This window comes from Kitasatospora sp. NPDC059817, assembly GCF_042731835.1.
In the GTDB taxonomy this organism is placed as follows: Bacteria; Actinomycetota; Actinomycetes; order Streptomycetales; family Streptomycetaceae; genus Kitasatospora.
The window spans coordinates 29,535-48,102 of the sequence record NZ_JBHWIR010000043.1 but is presented as its reverse complement, the minus strand read 5'-3'; the positions used below and the strand labels follow the sequence as shown (position 1 = coordinate 48,102).

Genomic DNA, 18,568 nt, shown 5'->3' with positions numbered 1-18,568 from the left:
GGGGGGGGGGTGGGGCGCGCCCCCCCACACCCCGCGCGTGGGGCGCCGCACCCCCCCCGCCCCGCCCGCGCGGGGCGGGGGGGGGGGGGGGCGCCCGCCCCCCGGGGCACGGCCCGGGCCTCGGCCCGGGCGATCTCGCAGAACAGCGGGTACGCGTCGAAGCAGGGCGCCGAGTGCACCACGTTGTCGCCGGGCTCGACGACGGCGTGGAAGAGGTCCAGCGCCACGCCCGCCGAGCCGTGGCCGACCACGACCTGGCCGGCCGGGACGCCCTGCCAGCCGGCGATGATCCCCTCGATCCGCTGCGGGCGGAAGTCCGGGTACCGGTGCAGGTCGCCGGCGGCCGCGGCCAGGGCGGCCACGACGGACGGCAGCGGCGGGCCCGGGTGCTCGTTCTGCGCCAGCAGGTGTCTGGCGGCGGGGGCGGCGGCCATCAGTCGGCCTGGAGGACGTAGAGCCAGGAGTGCGGGGTGGCCAGCGCCTCGACGCGGTCGATCCGCAGCCCGGCGTCGGTGAACAGCTCCTCGTACGTCTCCTTGGTGTGCAGCGGCACGCCCATCATCGCGTGCGCCAGCTCGAAGCCGACCGAGAAGACCGGCAGGGCGCTCTGGGACTCGCCCGGGCCGCGCAGCATGGTGTCGCCGAGCACGAAGGTGCGGGCCTTCGGGAAGGCCTCCCGCATCCGGGTGAAGATCGAGGAGCGGGTGGCCGGGTCGGCCAGCAGGTCGTGCAGCAGGAAGAAGCTCATCACGGTGTCGACCTCGGCCACCTCGGTGGCTTCGGCGTCGTTGTCGATCTGGGTGCCGAGCAGGCCCAGGACGTCGGCCCGGACGGCGGTGACGCGGTCCTGCATCCCGGCCGTGGCGATGTCGCGGCGGGCGATGTCGGTGGCCGGGCGGCTGATGTCGATGCCCAGGCCCCGGGTGCCCTCGCGCTGCCCGACCACCCGGCGCACCCGGGCGGAGGTGCCGCTGCCCAGGTCGGCGATGGTGCGGAAGTCGATGCCGGAGAGCACGTCGGTCAGCTGCGCGGCGAACAGCGACTGGTCGCACTGGGCGGAGCCGAGGGCGACCATCGCCTCGTCGCGCAGGACGTCCTCGCTGTAGCGGTGCGTCCCCGCGCTCAGGTGCCCGGCGCGGCCGAACACGTCGTGGTACCCGCCGACGGCCCAGGTGAAGTAGCCGCGTGCGGCGGCGACTTCGAGACCCACCTCGGTGGGCACGTAGGCGGCGCCGTCGGCCTTGACGTAGCCGCAGTCGGCGGCGGCGCGCAGGACGGCCTCGGTCCGGGCGGTGTCGCCGCCCTGGGCGGTGGCCTCGACGGCCGAGAGCGGCTCGCCGCGCCCGAGCTTCTCCAGGACGCCGATCCGGTCCAGCGCGAAGATCACGTTGGCGGCGATGAAGCCGTTATAGGCGTCGGTCGACGTGATCGGCGACGGGGTGACGCCGCGCCAGGTGTCGGGGATGGCGGCAGTGGTCATGGTGGTGTCCGTTTCTCGGTGGGCGGGCCGGGTGCGGCCCGCGCGGTGGGTGCAGGTCGGTGGCCTGCGGTCGGAAGGGATGCGAAAGTCGGCGGGTCAGGAGGCCGGTCGCGAGGCCGGTCAGAGGCCGGTCGGTCAGGAGGCCGGTCGGGCGGTCAGGCGGGCGGCGAGCACCGGGCCGATGACGGCGAGCGCCTCGGGGCCCGTCATGGCGCCGTGGGTGCTCGGCACCTCGTGGACGTCGATCCGGCCGCCCACGTGGGGGCGCCAGCCGTCCGGGTCGGGGGCGTCGGCCGGGCGGTCCTTGGCGGCGGTGAAGACCACCGCGTCGCCGTCGTAGCCGGGCAGCGGGAGCGCGTGCGCCAGCTCGGCGTTGGCCTGGAAGACCGCGACCACCCGGGCCACCGCGGCGCCGCTGAGGCCCGCGAGCGGGCCCTCGCCGTGCCGGACCAGCTCGGCGTAGCCGTCCTCGTCCTCGGGCCAGGCGCCGATCTCCCCGGCCGGGTGGCCGAGCGAGTCGAGGATCACCGCCAGCTGCGCCGGGTCGTCCCGCCACTGCTCGGGCCCGGCCTCGCCGGCGCCCGGGTAGGCGTCCAGCAGGGCCAGCAGCCGGACCTCCTCGCCCTGGTCGCGCAGCAGCGCGGCGATCGCGTGGGCGACGGCCCCGCCGAAGGACCAGCCGAGCAGGGCGTACGGGCCCTCGGGGCGGACGGCGCGGATCTGCGCGAGGTAGTCGCGCGCCAACTCCGCGACGGAGGAAGGGCGGTGGCTCGGATCGGCCAGGCCCGGGGCCTGGAGGCCGTAGATCGGCTGCTCGGCGTCGAGGTGGCGCAGCAGCCCCGTGTACACCCAGCTGATGCCCGCGGCCGGGTGGACGCAGAACAGCGGCGGGCGCGAGCCCCGGGTGCGGATCGGCAGCAGGACGGGGAAGCTCTCGGCGCCCGGCCCCCGGGCGAGCCGCTCGGCGAGCCCGGCGACGGTCGGCGCCTCGAACACGGTGCGGACCCCGATCCCCTCGCCCGCGCCGACCAGCTCCCGCAGCCCCGCGACCAGCCGGGCGGCCAGCAGCGAGTGCCCGCCCAGTTCGAAGAAGTTGTCGTCCACTCCGACCCGTTCGAGCCCGAGCACGTCGGCGAACAGCCCGCAGAGCACCTCCTCCTGCGGCGTGCCGGGCGCCCGCCCGGCGCCGGGCCAGGCGGCGGTGTCGGGGGCGGGGAGGGCGCGGCGGTCGACCTTGCCGTTGGCGGTGAGGGGGAGGGCGTCCAGGGCCACGACGGCGGAGGGCACCATGTAGTCGGGCAGGGTCGCGCCGACGTGGGCCCGCAGGAGGGCCTGGTCGACCGTCTGGCCGGGCCGGGCCACGGCGTAGCCGACCAGGCGCCGGTCGCCGGGGCGGTCCTCGCGGACCAGGACGAAGGCCTGGGCGAGGGAGGGGTGCCGGACGAGGGCGGCCTCGATCTCTCCGGGCTCGATGCGGAACCCGCGGACCTTGACCTGGTGGTCGGTGCGGCCGAGGTACTCCAGGGAGCCGTCGGCCCGGCGGCGGGCGAGGTCGCCGGTGCGGTACATCCGGCTGCCGGGGGCGTCGTACGGGTTGGCGACGAAGCGCTCGGCGGTCAGGCCGGGCCGGTTGAGGTAGCCCCTGGCCAGGCCGGCGCCCGCGAGGTAGAGCTCGCCGACGACCCCGGCGGGGACGGGCCGCAGGGCGGCGTCGAGGACGTGCAGCCGGGTGTTCAGGATGGGCCGGCCCAGCGGCGGTGCGATCCGGCCGGACAGCGGGGTGGTCATGCTGGCGCAGACGGTGGACTCCGTCGGCCCGTAGGCGTTGACCATCCGCAGGCGGGCGGACCAGTGCTCGACGAGGTCGGGCGGGCAGGCCTCCCCGGCGACGGCCAGGGTCTCGACGTGCGCGAGCGCGTCGGGGGGCAGGACGGCCAGGGCGGTGGGCGGCAGGGTGACGTGGGTGACGCCCTGCTCGGCGATCAGTTCGGCCAGGGCCGGGCCGGGCAGCAGCTGGTCGGCGGTGCCGAGGACGGCGCGGGCACCGGTGAGCAGGGCCATGCTGAGCTCGGCGACGGCGGCGTCGAAGGAGGGGGAGGCGAACAGCAGGACGCGGCTGTCGGGGGTGGGCGCCAGGCTCTCGCGCTGGCTCTCGATCAGGGAGGCGAGGCCGGTGTGGGGGACGACGACGCCCTTGGGGCGGCCGGTGGAGCCGGAGGTGTAGATGACGTACGCGGCGGCGTCGGGGGTGGGGGCGGTGGCGGTACCAGGTTCGGCGTCCGTGAGGTTGTGCGCCGGGTGGCCGGAGGTGTCGAGGTCCTCGACCAGCAGGCGCGGGACGGCACTGTCGGCCGGCAGACCGGCGGCCACCGCACCGGTGGTGAGGACCAGGACGGGGGCGGCGTCGGCGAGCATGTAGGCGATGCGGTCGGCCGGGTAGCGCGGGTCGAGCGGGAGGAAGGCCGCGCCGGCCTTGAGGACGGCGAGCTGGGCGACGATGAGCTCGGTCGAGCGGTCCAGGGCGATCGCGACGAACCGCTCGGGGCCCGCGCCGTGTGCGGTGAGCAGCCGGGCGAGGCGGTTGGCGCGTCCGTTCAGCTCGGCGTAGGTGAGCTGCTCGGCGCCGAAGGCGAGGGCGACGGCGTCGGGGCGGGCGGCGGCCTGGGCCTGGAAGAGCGCCGGGAAGGTGGCGGGGGCGACGGGGTGGTCGGTGTCGTTCCAGGCCGTGATCAGCTGCCCGCGCTCCTCCGGGGCCAGGATCTCCACCTGGCCCACCCGCTGGTCCGGGTCGGCCAGCACCGCGCGCAGGGCGCGCTCGAACCGCGCGGCCGTCGCCGCCGCCGTGGCCCGGTCGAACAGGTCGACGGCGTACTCGACCGACAGATCCAGCCCGGCGGGGGCGCCGTCGCGGTCGAAGGTCTCGCCGAAGGCGAAGGTCAGGTCGAACTTGGCGAGGTCCGAATCCAGTGCCTCGACCCGGCCCGGCAGGCCGCCGAGGCGGATCTGTCCGGCGTCGCCGCCCGAGGTCAGCATCACCTGGCAGAGCGGGTGCCGGGCCGTCGAGCGCGCCGGGTTGAGCAGCTCGACCAGGCGCTCGAAGGGCACGTCCTGGTGCCCGAAGGCGTCCAGGGTGCCGATCCGGACGCGCTCCAGCAGCTCCCGGAAGCTCGGGTCGCCGGACGTGTCGGTGCGCAGCACCAGGGTGTTGACGAAGAAGCCGACCAGGTCGTCGAGGGCTTCGTCGGTGCGCCCGGCGACGACGGTGCCGATCGGCAGGTCGGTGCCCGCGCCCAGGCGGCCCAGCGTGGTGGCGAGTGCCGCCTGCATCACCATGAACACGCTGGCCCGGCTCTGCTGCGCCAACTCGACCAGGGCGCCGTGGAGTTCGCCGTCCAGGTGCAGTTCCACCGCCGCGCCCCGGCGGGTGGGCGCGGTCGGGCGGGGGCGGTCGTAGGGGAGCGCAAGCTCTTCGGGGAGGCCGGACAACGTCTGCTGCCAGTGGGCGAGTTGTTCGGTGAGCAGGGTGGTGGGCTGCTGCGGGGTGCCGAGGAGTTCGTGCTGCCAGAGGGCGTAGTCGGCGTACTGCACGGGGAGCGGCTGCCACTGCGGTGCGGTGCCGGCGAGGCGGGCTTCGTAGGCGGTGGCGAGGTCGCGCAGGAGGGGGGCGACGGACCAGCCGTCGGTGGCGATGTGGTGCATGAGGACGAGCAGGACGTGTTCGTCGTGCGGGAGGGAGAGCAGCGTCGCGCGGACGGGCAGGTCGTGGGCGAGGTCGAAGACCTGCCCGCCGGCCTCGGTCAGGGCGGCCTGGAGCTCGGCCTCGGTGGCCACCGACACGGTGTGCAGCGGGAGTTCGGTGCGCTCGACGATCAGCTGGTGGGGCTGGCCGTCGGTGGTCGGGTAGACGGTGCGCAGCACCTCGTGGCGGTCGAGGACGTCCGTCAGCGCGGCATGGAGGGCGGGGGCGTCGACCCGGCCGGTCAGGCGCACCGCGCACGGGGTGTTGTAGAGCGCGCTCGGGCCCTCGAACTGCTCGATGAACCACAGGCGTTGCTGCGCCGGCGAGAGCGGGATGCGCTCGGGCCGGTCGACGGGCCGCAGGGCCGGGCGGGCCGCGCCGGAGGCGGGTAGGACGGCGGCCAGGGCGGCCACCGTGGGAGCGTCGAACAGGGCCCGGATGGGCAGTTCGGTGCTGAGGGCGGCGCGGATGCGGCTGACCAGTTTGGTGGCGAGGAGGGAGTGGCCGCCGAGGTCGAAGAAGCGGTCGTCGATGGTGACGGTGGTCAACCCGAGGACGTCGGCGAAGAGTTCGCAGAGGGTTTGTTCGGTGGTGTTGCGGGGGGCGCGGCCTTCGGTGGTGCCGGTGTAGTCGGGGGCGGGGAGGGCGCGGCGGTCGACTTTGCCGTTGGCGGTGACGGGGAGGGTGTCGAGGATGACGACGGCGGCGGGGAGCATGTAGCTGGGGAGGGTGTCGGTGACAGCTGCGCGCAGTTCGCCGGCGGTGACGGTGTCCGCGCCTGTGCTGGCGAGGGTGGTGTAGACGACGAGGCGTTTGTCGCCGGGCTGGTCTTCGCGGACGTGGGCGAGGGCTTGGCCGACGGCGGGGTGGGCGGTGAACGCGGTTTCGACTTCGCCGAGTTCGATGCGGAAGCCGCGGATCTTGACCTGGTCGTCGGCGCGGCCGAGGAATTCCAGGATGCCGTCGGTGGTCCAGCGGGCGAGGTCGCCGGTGCGGTACATCCGCTCACCGGCGATGAACGGGCAGGCGACGAAGCGTTCGGCGGTGAGGGAGGGGCGGCCGGTGTAGCCGCGGGCGAGTCCGGCGCCGGCGATGTACAGCTCGCCTGCCACGCCGGCTGGTACGGGCTGCAGTGCGGTGTCGAGTACGTACGTCCGGGTGTTGGCCAGCGGGCGGCCGATCGGCACCACGTTCGGGACTGCTGAGGAGGGGGTCATGGTGAAGGTGGTCTTGATGGCCGTCGTCTCGGTGGGCGCGTAGACCGCGACGACGGAGGTGTCCGGGCACGCCTGGAACAGCCGGCGGACGGCCTCGGGCGGGACGACGTCGCCGCCGGTCCACACCTGCCGGACGGCCCGGAAGGCCTCCGGCGTCTCTTCGGCCATCAGCCGCAGCAGGCCCGACGGCGCCTGGACCAGGGTCACCCGGTGGGTGGTGATGGTCTCGGCGAGGCGCCGGATGTCCAGCTCGCCGGGCTCGGCCAGCACGATCGCCCCGCCGGTGACGAGCGGCGCCCAGATCTCGGTGGTGGAGGCGTCGAAGGCGGTGGGCGAGTGCAGCAGGACGCGCTCGTGGTGGCCCGTGCGGAAGTGCTGGTTGCCCAGCAGGTCCACCACGTTGCGGTGGGTGACGGCGACGCCCTTGGGCAGGCCGGTCGAGCCCGAGGTGTACATCACGTAGACCAGCTGGCCGGGGTGCACGGGCACGGCCGGGTCGCCCGCCTCGGGGGCCATGGCGAGCAGCGCGTCGGTGACCTCGACGGTGGTGAAGCCGCCGGTGGCGAGGACCGGGTGCCCGTGGTGGGCCGGGTCGGTGAGCAGCAGGCCGGTGCGGGTGTCGGTGAGGATGTGCTGGAGCCGGTCCAGCGGGTAGCGGTCGTCCAGCGGGACGTACGTGCCGCCCGCCTTGGCGATCGCGAGGACGGCCGTGAGCAGCCCGGCGGAGCGCTCCATCAGCACCGCCACCGGCTGCTCGGCGGTCAGGCCGCGCGCCAGCAGCAGGGCGGCGAGGCGGTTGGCGCGGCCGTTCAGCTCGGCGTAGCTGAGCTGTTCGGCGTCGGTGATCAGGGCGGGGGCGTCGGGGGTGGCGGCGGCCTGGGCCTCGAACAGCCGGGGCAGGCTGGTGTCGGGCACCGGGGCCGTCGGTCCGTTCCAGCCGGTGAGCAGGTGCTCGCGTTCGGCCGGGTCGAGGATCTCGATGCTGCCGATCGGGGCGTCCGGGTCGGCGGCGACGGCGCGCAGGATGCGCAGCAGCCGCTCGGCGAGGGCGGTCGCGGTGGCGTGGTCGAAGAGGTCGGCCGCGTAGTCGACGGCGCCGCGGACGCCGAGGCAGTCGCCGTCCGCCGTGAGGTGCTCGACGAAGTTGAAGTTCAGGTCGAACTGGGCCTGGGCCTCGCCGGCCTCGACCGGCCGGGCCGTCACCGGGCCGAAGGCGAGATCGCCGGCCCGCTCCGTGTTCAGGGTGACGAGCGACTGGAAGAGGGGGTGGCCGGCGGTGCGGGTGGGGTTGAGGTGTTCGACCAGGCGCTCGAAGGGGATGTCCTGGTGGTCGTAGGCGTCGAGGTCGGTGCGGCGGACGCGGTCCAGCAGTTCCCGGAAGCTCGGGTTGCCGCTGGTGTCGGTGCGCAGCAGCAGGGTGTTGACGAAGAAGCCGACCAGGTCGTCGAGGGCTTCGTCGGTGCGCCCGGCGACGACGGTGCCGATCGGCAGGTCGGTGCCCGTACCGAGGCGGGTGTAGAGGGCGGCGACGGCGGCTTGCAGGGCCATGAAGAGGCTGGCGTTCTGCGTGCCGGCCAACTCGGCCAGCGCGGTGTGCAGTTCGACGTCGAGTTCCAGCTCCGCGGCGCCGCCCCGGCGGGTGGGCGCGGTCGGGCGGGGGCGGTCGTACGGGAGCGCAAGCTCCTCGGGGAGGCCGGACAACGCCTGCTGCCAGTAGGTGAGTTGCAGGGAGACGACGCTCTCGGGGTCGTCCTCCTCGCCGAGCAGCTCGCGCTGCCAGAGGGTGTAGTCGGCGTACTGCACCGGCAGCGGCTCCCACTGCGGCTCGGTGCCGGCGAGCCGGGCCTCGTAGGCGGTGGCGAGGTCGCCGAAGAGCGGGGCGACGGACCAGCCGTCGCTGGCGATGTGGTGCGTCAGCAGCAGCAGGACGTGCTCGCCCGGCGAGGGGAGGGCGTACAGCCAGGCGCGGACGGGGAGATCGGCGGCGAGGTCGAAGACCTGCCCGGCGTCCGCGCGCAGCCGCTCGGACAGCTCGGCCTCGTCGGCCACCGGCACCCGGTGCAGCGGCGGGCGCCCCTGGTCGAGGATGTGCTGGTGGGGCTGGCCGTCGGTGGTCGGGAAGACGGTGCGCAGCACCTCGTGCCGGGCCACCACGTCCCACAGCGCGCCTTCGAGGGCGGCGGCGTCGAGCTCGCCGGTCAGCCGGAGGGCGAACGGCGTGTTGTAGAGGGCGCTCGGGCCCTCGAACTGCTCGATGAACCAGAGCCGCTGCTGGGCGAACGACAACGGGATCAAGGTCTGCCTCCGACTGGCGACTTACGGGTGCTGTGACTGCTGGGGCTGGTGTGGCTGGTGGGGTTCGGCGGTCGCGGGACGCGGCGGGCCGCGCCGCCGGCCGGGCCGGCGGCGGGCGCGCGTCCTGCGGTGGACGGGGCCGCGAGGTGGGCGGCAGGTCAGGCCGGACTGCCTGGGCGGCGCATCGGCCGCAGGGCCGGGCGGGCCTTCTTCGGCGTGGCCTTCTGTTCGCGCTCGGGCAGGACGGCGGCCAGGGCGGCGACCGTGGGGGCGTCGAACAGGGTGCGGATCGGCAGCTCCGTACCGAGGGCGGCGCGGATGCGGCTGACCAGTTTGGTGGCGAGGAGGGAGTGGCCGCCGAGGTCGAAGAAGCGGTCGTCGATGGTGACGGTGGTGAGTCCGAGGACGTCGGCGAAGAGCGCGCAGAGGGTTTGTTCGGTGGTGTTGCGGGGGGCGCGGCCTTCGGTGGTGCCGGTGTAGTCGGGGGCGGGGAGGGCGCGGCGGTCGACTTTGCCGTTGGCGGTGACGGGGAGGGTGTCGAGGATGACGACGGCGGCGGGGAGCATGTAGCTGGGGAGGGCTTCGGCGACGGCGGCACGCAGTTCGCCCGGAGTGACACTGTCTGTCGAAGTGGTGGTGTAGACGACGAGGCGTTTGTCGCCGGGCTGGTCTTCGCGGACGTGGGCGAGGGCTTGGCCGACGGCGGGGTGGGTGGTGAACGCGGTTTCGACTTCGCCGAGTTCGATGCGGAAGCCGCGGATCTTGACCTGGTCGTCGGCGCGGCCGAGGAATTCCAGGATGCCGTCGGTGGTCCAGCGGGCGAGGTCGCCGGTGCGGTACATCCGCTCGCCGGTGATGAACGGGCAGGCGACGAAGCGTTCGGCGGTGAGGGAGGGGCGGCCGGTGTAGCCGCGGGCGAGTCCGGCGCCGGCGATGTACAGCTCGCCTGCCACGCCGGCGGGTACGGGCTGCAGTGCGGTGTCGAGCACGTACGTCCGGGTGTTGGCCAGCGGACGGCCGATCGGCACCACGTTCGGGACCGCCGAGGCGGTCGGCATCGGGAACTGGGTCGCGCACAGGGTCGTCTCGGTCGGCCCGTAAAGCGCTCGCACCGCGATGCCCGGGACGGCCTCCAGCACCCGGCGGACGGCCGGGGCGGAGACGACGTCCCCACCGGTCAGCACCTCGCGCACACCGGTGAAGATGCCCGGGTCCTCCTCCGCGATGACGCGGAACAGCCCGGCGGTGACGTGCACGTGGGTGAGACCGTGCGCCCGGACCAGCTCGCGGATGGCGGAGGCGTCCAGGTCGCCCTGCGGCGCGACGACCACCTGGCCGCCGGAGAGCAGCGGCGCCCACAGTTCGTAGGTCGAGGCGTCGAAGGCGTGCGGCGCGTGGAAGAGCACCCGCAGCCCGTCGGGGTGGTGCCAGCACGGGTCCGTCGCGAGCTGCACCACGTCCCGGTGGGTGATGGCGATGCCCTTGGGCACCCCGGTGGATCCGGAGGTGAACATCACGTACGCGAGCTGCTCCGGGTGGAGCCCGGCGGGCTGGGCGCGCCGCCTGCGCGGGCCGTCGAACCAGCCCTCGGTGAGCGGCAGGACGGGGCAGGGGGCGTCGGTGGCCAGCGGGTGGCCCTGGTGCGCGGGATCGACCAGGACGAGCGCCGCCCGCGTCTCGGCGGTGATCTGCCGCAGCCGCTCGGCCGGGTGCCGGTCGTCCAGCGGGACGTAGGTGCCGCCGGCCTTGGCCACCGCCAGGATCGCCGTCACCAGGTCGGCGGAGCGGTCCATCAGGAGGATCACCGGGGTGTCGGCGCCGACGCCCGCCTCGGCGAGGTGGGCCGCCAAGTGTTCGGCCCGGGAGTCGAGTTCGGCGTAGCTGAGCTGTTCGGCGCCGGTGATCAGGGCGGGGGCGTCGGGGGTGGCGGCGGCCTGGGCCTCGAACAGCTGCGGCAGGGTGGCCTCGGGCACCGGCGCCGCCGGTCCGTTCCAGCCGGTGAGCAGGTGCTCGCGTTCGGCCGGGTCGAGGATCTCGATGCTGCCGATCGGGGCGTCCGGGTCGGCGGCGACGGCGCGCAGGACGCGGAGCAGCCGCTCGGCGAGGGCGGTGACGGTGGCGTGGTCGAAGAGGTCGGCCGCGTACTCGACCGCCACCGACAGGCCCGCCTGGGAGCCCTGTTCGGTGAAGCGGAAGGACAGGTCGAACTTGGCCACGTCCAGCTCGAAGGGGTGGTCCGCGCAGGCCAGGTCGCCGAAGGCGGCGGGCACCGCCGGGCCGCTCTCCAGGGCGATCAGCGACTGGAAGAGGGGGTGGCGGGTGGTGCGCGGGGGGTTGAGGTGTTCGACCAGGCGCTCGAAGGGGATGTCCTGGTGGTCGTAGGCGTCGAGGTCGGTGCGGCGGACGCGGTCCAGCAGTTCCCGGAAGGTGGGGTTGCCGCTGGTGTCGGTGCGCAGCAGCAGGGTGTTGACGAAGAAGCCGACCAGGTCGTCGAGGGCTTCGTCGGTGCGTCCGGCGACGGGGGTGCCGAGCGGGAGGTCGGTGCCCGCGCCGAGGCGGGTGTAGAGGGTGGCGACGGCGGCTTGCAGGGCCATGAAGAGGCTGGCGTTCTGCCGGCCCGCCAACTCGGCCAGGGCGGTGTGCAGTTCGGCGCCGACCTCGAACTCGGCGGAACCGCCCCGGTGGCTGGGCGCGGCCGGTCGCGGCCGGTCGTAGGGGAGCGCCAGTTCCTCCGGGAGGCCGGACAACGCCTGCTGCCAGTAGTCGAGTTGTTCGGTGAGCAGGGTGGTGGGCTGCTGGGGGGTGCCGAGGAGTTCGTGCTGCCAGAGGGCGTAGTCGGCGTACTGCACCGGCATCGGCTGCCACTGCGGTGCGGTGCCGGCCAGTCGGGCCTGGTAGGCGGTGGCGAGGTCGCGCAGGAGCGGGGCGACGGACCAGCCGTCGGTGGCGATGTGGTGCATCAGGACGAGCAGGACGTGTTCGTCGTGCGGGAGGGAGAGCAGCGTCGCGCGGACGGGCAGGTCGTGGGCGAGGTCGAAGACCGCCCCGCCGGCCTCGGCCAGTGCGTCCCGGAGCGCCTCCTCGGTGGCCACGGGTATGGTCCGCAGGATCGACTCGGGGGCCTCGGCGACCAGTTGGTGCGGCTGGCCGTCGGTGGTCGGGAAGACGGTGCGCAGCACCTCGTGCCGGGCCACCACGTCCCGCAGCGCGCCTTCCAGCGCGGGGCGGTCGAGGGCGCCGGTCAGTCGGAGGGCGACGGGCGTGTTGTAGAGCGCGCTCGGGCCCTCGAACTGCTCGATGAACCACAGGCGTTGCTGCGCGGAGGACAGCGGGACGCGCTCCGGTCGGGCGGCGGGCCGCAGGGCCGGGCGGGCCGCGCCGGAGGCGGGCAGGGCGGCGGCCAGGGCGGCCACCGTCGGGTGGTCGAAGAGCGCGCGGATCGGCAGCTCCGTGCCGAGGGCGGTGCGGACGCGGCTGACCAGCTTGGTGGCGAGCAGCGAGTGGCCGCCCAGGTCGAAGAAGCTGTCGTCGATGCCGACCGAGGCCAACCCGAGGACCTCGGCGAAGAGTTCGCAGAGCGCCTGCTCGGTTTCGGTGCGCGGGGCCCGGCCGGCGGCGGCGCCGCTGTAGTCGGGGGCGGGCAGGGCGCGGCGGTCGACCTTGCCGTTGGGGGTGACGGGCAGCGCGTCGAGGGTGACGATCGCGGCGGGCGCCATGTAGCCGGGCAGGCGGTCGGCGACGAAGGCGCGCAGTTCGTCGGGCCGGACGGGGCCCGTGACGTAGGCGACCAGGCGTTTGTCGCCCGGCTGGTCCTGGCGGACCACGGCGACGGCCTGGCCGACGGCCGGGTGGGCGGTGAACGCGGCCTCCACCTCGCCGAGTTCGATCCGGAAGCCGCGCAGCTTGACCTGGTCGTCGGCGCGGCCGACGAACTCCAGTTCGCCCGTGGTGGTCCAGCGCACCACGTCGCCGGTGCGGTACATCCGGCCGCCGGGCTCGCCGAAGGGGCAGGCCACGAAGCGCTCGGCGGTCAGGCCGGCGCGGCCGACGTAGCCCCGGGCCAGCCCGGCGCCCGCGACGTACAGCTCACCGGCGACGCCGACGGGGACCGGGCGCAGCCCGGCGTCCAGCGCGTACACCCGGGTGTTGGGCAGCGGCCGCCCGATCGGTACGGCGGCCGGGACCTCGGCGGCGGTGGCCATCGGGTGGCGGGTCGCGAAGGTCGTGGTCTCCGTCGGTCCGTAGCCGTTCACCACCCGCAGGCCGGGGCAGTGCTCCAGCACCCGCCGGATGGCGGCCGGCGAGACGATGTCCCCGCCCGTCCACACCTCGCGCAGCCCGGCGAAGGTCTCCGGGGCCTCGGCGGCCAGCACGTTGAAGAGCCCGACCGTCATCCAGGCGGCGCCGACCTGCCCCCGGCCGATCGCGGTCGCCAGCTCGGCGACGCCGAGCCGCCCGGCGGGGGCGACCACCACGCGGCCGCCCGAGAGCAGCGGCACCCAGAGCTCGTAGGTGGAGGCGTCGAAGGCGACGGGGGAGTGCAGCAGGACGCGCTCGTGGCCGCCGCCCGCGAACGCCCCGCCGAGCGCGAGGTCGACCACGGACCGGTGGGTGACGCCGATGCCCTTGGGCACGCCGGTCGAGCCGGAGGTGTGCATCACGTACGCCAACTGGTCGGCGCTCAAGGGGAGTCCGAGGTTCCCGGCGGTGTCGTCGCCCTCCGGGTCTCGTGCGCCCTCGGGGTCGAGCACGTCCAGTCCGGTCAGCGCGGTGTGCGCCCGGTGGGCGGTGTCGGCCAGCGCCAGCCGGGCCCCGGAGTCCGCGAGGACGGCCCGCAGGCGCTCGGCCGGCTGCGCGCCGTCCAGCGGCACGAAGGCGCCGCCGGCCTTGAGCACGGCCAGGATCGCCACCACCAGGGCGGCCGAGCGCTCCATCAGCAGCGCGACGGGGGTCTCCGGGCGGACCCCGGCCTCGACCAGCCGAACGGCCAACCCGTTGGCCCGCGCGTTGAGTTCGGCGTAGGTCAGCTCGACGTCGTCGGCGGTGAGCGCGACCGCGTCGGGCGTCGCGGCGGCCCGCGCCTCGAACAGCTCGGGCAGTGCGGCCTCCGGCAGTGGCGCGGTGGCGCCGGCCCCGCCGGTCAGCAGCCGCTCGCGCTCCTCCTCGGTCAACACCTGGACGGCACCGACGAGTTCGGCCGGGTCGGCGACGATCCGGTCGAGCAGGGCGAGGAAGCGGTCCAGCAGGGTGCGCGCCTCGGCGGGGGTGAAGGCGTCGGGCCGGTGGTCCAGGCGCAGTTGGAGGCCGTCGCCCGGGGTGAGGGCCAGCAGCAGCGGGTAGTGCGCGCTGTCGACGTCCTCGACCAGGGTGACGTGGGTGGCGCCGCTCGGGTCGGCCTCGTCCAGGGCGGACGGGTCCGGGTAGTTGCCGTACACCGTGACGGTGTCGAACAGGCTGCCCACTCCGGCGAGTTGCTGGATCTCGGTGAGGCTGAGGTGCTGGTGGTCCAGCAGTGCGGACTGCTCGTGCTGGAGGCGCAGCAGCAGCTGCCCCCAGCTCTCGGCCGGGTCGAGGGTGACGCGCACCGGCACGGTGTTGATGAGCAGGCCCACCATCCGCTCCACGCCCGGCAGGTCGTGCGGCCGGCCGGAGACGGTGGTGCCGAAGAGCACGTCCTCGCGCCCGGTGAGCCGGGCCAGCAGCACGCCCCAGGCGGCCTGGACAAGGGTGTTGAGGGTGACGCCGTAGCGGCGGGCGGTGCGGGCCAGCGCCTCGGTGGCCGCCGGGGTGAGGCCGGTGTGCAGGCGCAGCGGCAGCTGCGGGGCGGCGGCGGAGCGGCCGGGGGCCAGCAGGGTGGGCTCGTCGGCGCCCGCCAGGGCCTGGGTCCAGACGGCGCGGGCGGCGGCGCCGTCGCGCCGGGTGAGCCAGCGCAGGTACTCGCGGTAGGGGGCGGCCGGGGGCATCGGCTGCTGGAAGTACAGGCCCCACAGCTCCTCGGCGAACAGCGGGGTGGACCAGCCGTCCAGCAGGATGTGGTGCGCGGCGGCGATCAGCTGGTGGCGCCCGGGGGCGAGGGTGAGCAGGGTGTAGCGCAGCAGCGGCGGCCGGGCGAGGTCGAAGCGGCGGCCGTACTCGGCGGCGGCGATCCGCGCGGCCTCGGCCTTCGGGTCGGCGTGCGCCGTCAGGTCGATGGCGGTGAAGGGCAGTTCGACGCCGTCCGGTACGGCCTGCACGGGCGGGCCGTCGGGGCGCTGGTGGAAGCCGGCCTTGAGGTTGGGGTGGCGCAGCAGCAGCGCCTCGGCGGCGGCGCGCAGCCGGTCGGCGTCCACCGGGCCGGTGAGGTCGAAGGTGCAGACGGAGGTGTAGACGTCGGCGCCGTCGGTGTCGTACGCCGCGTGGAAGGCCATGCCCTGCTGGAGCGGCGAGGTGGGCCAGACGTCCACCAGGCGGGCGGGGGCGTGGTGTCCGGCGAGCTGGTCCAGTTCGGACTGGCCGAGCGTGACGAGCGGGAAGTCGGAGGGGGTGTGTCCGCCCGCGTCCGGCCGGTCGGCGTGCTCGGCGAGCGCGCGCAGCGCGGTGAACCACGCCTCGGCGAGCGCGGCCACGCGCTCCTCGGCGAGCAGCCCGGTGGCGTAGGACCACTGGGCGACCAGCAGCGGGCCCTGCGGGGTGTCGACGGTGGTGGCGTCCAGGCCGAGCACCCGGCCGAGCGCGAGGCCGGTCGCGGCGCCCTCGCTCATCGCCTCGGTGCCGGCGAGCACGTCCTCGGCGGTGACGCCCTCCGGCGCGAAGCGGCCCAGGTAGTTGAACTCGACCTGCGGATCGGTGTACCCCTCCAGTACGGCGGCGGTGGCCGGGTTGAGGTGGCGCAGCAGGCCGTAGCCGATGCCGTTGTCCGGGACGGCGCGCAGCTGCTCCTTGACCCGGCCGAGGGCCCGGCCGAGCCCGGGGCCGGCCGCGGTGACCTCGGACCAGGGCAGCGCCCCGGGGGCGAGCCGGACGGGGTAGAGGGAGGTGAACCAGCCGGCGGTGCGGTGCAGGTCGACGCCGTCGACGACCTCCTCGCGGCCGTGGCCCTCGGCGGTCACCAGCACGGCGCCGTCCGGACCGGTGGTCGCCGCGCCGCGCCAGTGGCCGAGGGCGAGCGCCAGCGCGGTCAGCAGCACGTCGTTGACCTGCGCGTGGTAGGCGGCCGTGACCCGGGTCAGCAGCGCCTGGGTGGTCTCGGCGGGCAGTACGAGCCGCAGGACGCCCTCGGTGGCGTAGGTGTCCCGGGCCGGGTCGAGCGGGCGCGCGCCGAGCAGCGGGTCCGGGGTGGCCAGGGCGGCCTCCCAGAGCGGGAGTTCGGCGGCCCGGCGGTCGGTCCCGGCCTCGGCGGTGAGCCGCTGGGCCCAGCGGCGGAAGGAGGTGGGCACCGGCGCCAGCGCCACGGCCCGGCCCTCGCGGACGGCGGCGAGCGCGGCGAGCAGGTCCTCCTCGACGATGCGCCAGGTGACGCCGTCCACCGCCAGGTGGTGGATCACGAGCAGGAGCTGCGAGGGCAGGCCCGGCCCGGCGTCGAACCGGACGGCCTGGAGCATCCGGCCGTCCTCGGGCGAGAGGCGCCCGCGGGCGGCCTCGGTCTCGGCGCGCAGCGCCTCCTCGGTGGCCGGGCCCGCGACGTGCCGCAGCGCGGCCCCGGCGGGGACGGCGCCGGGGGCGGGGACGTGCAGCGTCCAGGGGCGCTCGGCGAGCGGGGAGGTGCGGGCGCGGAAGACGTCGTGGTGGTCGAGCAGCGCCTGGAGGGCCGTGGCCACGTGCTCGGGCCCGCTCCCGGCGGGGAGGGTGAGCAGGGTGGACTGGTAGAAGCTCTCGACGGCGCCGTGCTGCGCGGCCAGCCAGTGCACGATGGGCGTCGGCGGCACCTCGCCGAGGCCGGCCCCGGCGGGTTCGGCGACGACCGGCCCCTCCAGCGGTCGGGCGATCCGGGCCAGCGCCTCGACGGTCGGCGAGAGGAACACCTCGCGGGGGGTGAGCTGCAGCCCGGCGTGCCGGGCCCGGGAGACGAGCCGGATGGCCACGATGGAGTCGCCGCCGAGCTCGAAGAAGGAGTCCGTGACGCCCACCGCGGGCAGGCCCAGCACCTCGGCGAAGAGCCGGGCGAGGGTGTGCTCCAGTTCCCCGGCGGGGGCCCGGCCGCCCTCCTCGGCGGCGGCGAAGACCGGCGCCGGCAGGGCGCGCTTGTCCACCTTGCCGTTGGGCGTGAGCGGCAGCCGGTCGAGCACCACGACGGTGGGCACCATGTGGTCGGGCAGCCGCTCGGCGCAGTACGCGCGCAGCTCGGCCGGGTCGGCGGCGCCGACGGTGTAGCCGACCAGGCGGCGCTCGCCCGGGCGGTCCTCGCGGACCAGCACCACGGCCTGGCGCACCTCGGGGTGGGCGGAGAGGGCCTGCTCGACCTCGCCGAGCTCCACCCGGAAGCCGCGGATCTTCACCTGGTCGTCGGCCCGGCCGACGAAGTCCAGCTGCCCGTCCGGCCGTTGGCTGCCGAGGTCGCCGGTGCGGTACATCCGGTCGCCGGGCTCGCCGAAGGGGCAGGCGACGAAGCGCTCGGCGGTCAGGCCGGGGCGCCCGAGGTAGCCCCGGGCCAGGTGCGGGCCGGAGACGTACAGCTCGCCCACGGTGCCCGGCTCGACCGGGCGCAGCCGCTCGTCCAGCACGTGGATGCGCACGTCCTGGCAGGGGTGGCCGATCGGGGGCTGCTCCTCGCCGGTGAGCGGCTCGCTCATGGTGACGATGACGGTGGTCTCGGTCGGGCCGTAGCTGTTGAGCATCAGGCGGTCGCGGCCGCAGCGGGCGGCCAGTTCGCGCGGGATGGCCTCGCCGCCGCCGATCAGGGTGCGCAGGGAGGGCAGCGGCACGTCCGGCAGGGTGGCCGCCATCGCGGTGGCGATGTCGGCGTGGGTGACGCCGTACTGCTCGATCAGCGCGGCCAGCGGCTCGCCGACCAGCTGGCTCTGCTCGCGGGGGAGCACCAGGGCGGCGCCGGTGGAGAGCGCCACGGCCAGGTCGGAGACGGAGACGTCGAAGCTGAGCGAGGCGGCCTGGAGCACCCGGCTGCCGGGGCCGACCCCGGTGGCGGCGACCTGCGTGTCGATCATGCTGGGCAGCCCGGTGTGGGTGACGGCCACACCCTTGGGCACACCGGTGGAGCCGGAGGTGTAGATCACGTACGCGGTGTTCCCGGCGCTCAGCGGCCGCACCCGCTCGGCGGCGGTGAAGGGGGTGCCGGCCTGGGCGGCCAGCTCGGCGAGGTGCCCGGGGTCGTCGAGCAGCAGCCGGGGGGCGCCGGTCTCGGGCAACTGGGCGGCGGCCTCGGCGGTGGTGAGCACCAGGGCGGCGCGGGAGTCGGTCAGCATGTGGCGCAGCCGCTCGGCGGGGTAGGCCGGGTCGGCGGGCAGCCAGGCGGCGCCGGTCTTGGCCACGGCGAGGATCGCGGCGACGGCCTCGGGGGACTTCGGCAGGGCGAGCGCGACGATGTCCTCGGTGCCCAGGCCGCGGGCGGCGAGCACCCGGGCCAGCCGGTTGGCGCGGGCGTCCAGCTCGGCGTACGTGAGGGTGGTGCCCTCGGCGTACAGGGCGGGGGCCTGCGGGGTGCGGGACGTCTGGGCGTCGACCAGCGCGGTCAGGGTCGGCCGCTGGTCGGCTCTGTGCGTCTGCTGGACCCCGGACATGTGGCTCTCTCCCTCGTACGGCTGGCCCCCGCGGTGGCGGGAACGGCTTGCTCGGTGACCTTCGGGGCGGTCGGCCCGGGCGGTCGATGGAGCGGCGGTGCGGTGGCGTGGTTCTGGCGGTTCT

General features: G+C 75.3%; 4 protein-coding genes. All 4 read right to left on the bottom strand.

The annotated features are described in order from the left end of the window. Nucleotides 1–434: aminotransferase class I/II-fold pyridoxal phosphate-dependent enzyme (locus ACFV61_RS12285; RefSeq protein ID WP_380491465.1), on the bottom strand; the 434-nt coding region annotated here is incomplete at its 3' end. Next, nucleotides 434–1,480: an SAM-dependent methyltransferase gene (locus ACFV61_RS12280; RefSeq protein WP_380491463.1), complete on the bottom strand. Its 1,047-nt coding sequence runs from the start codon at nt 1,478–1,480 to the stop codon at nt 434–436. The genes ACFV61_RS12280 and ACFV61_RS12285, both read right to left, overlap by 1 nt. A 135-nt stretch (nt 1,481–1,615) precedes the next feature. Further along, entirely contained in the window at nt 1,616–8,731 is a 7,116-nt protein-coding gene (locus tag ACFV61_RS12275) for an amino acid adenylation domain-containing protein (RefSeq protein WP_380491462.1), read from the bottom strand. A gap of 158 nt (nt 8,732–8,889) precedes the next feature. Further along, the gene (locus ACFV61_RS12270; protein ID WP_380491460.1) at nt 8,890–18,444 is read right to left on the bottom strand and encodes an amino acid adenylation domain-containing protein; all 9,555 of its coding nucleotides are present in this window, start codon (nt 18,442–18,444) and stop codon (nt 8,890–8,892) included. Nucleotides 18,445–18,568 lie beyond the last annotated feature (124 nt).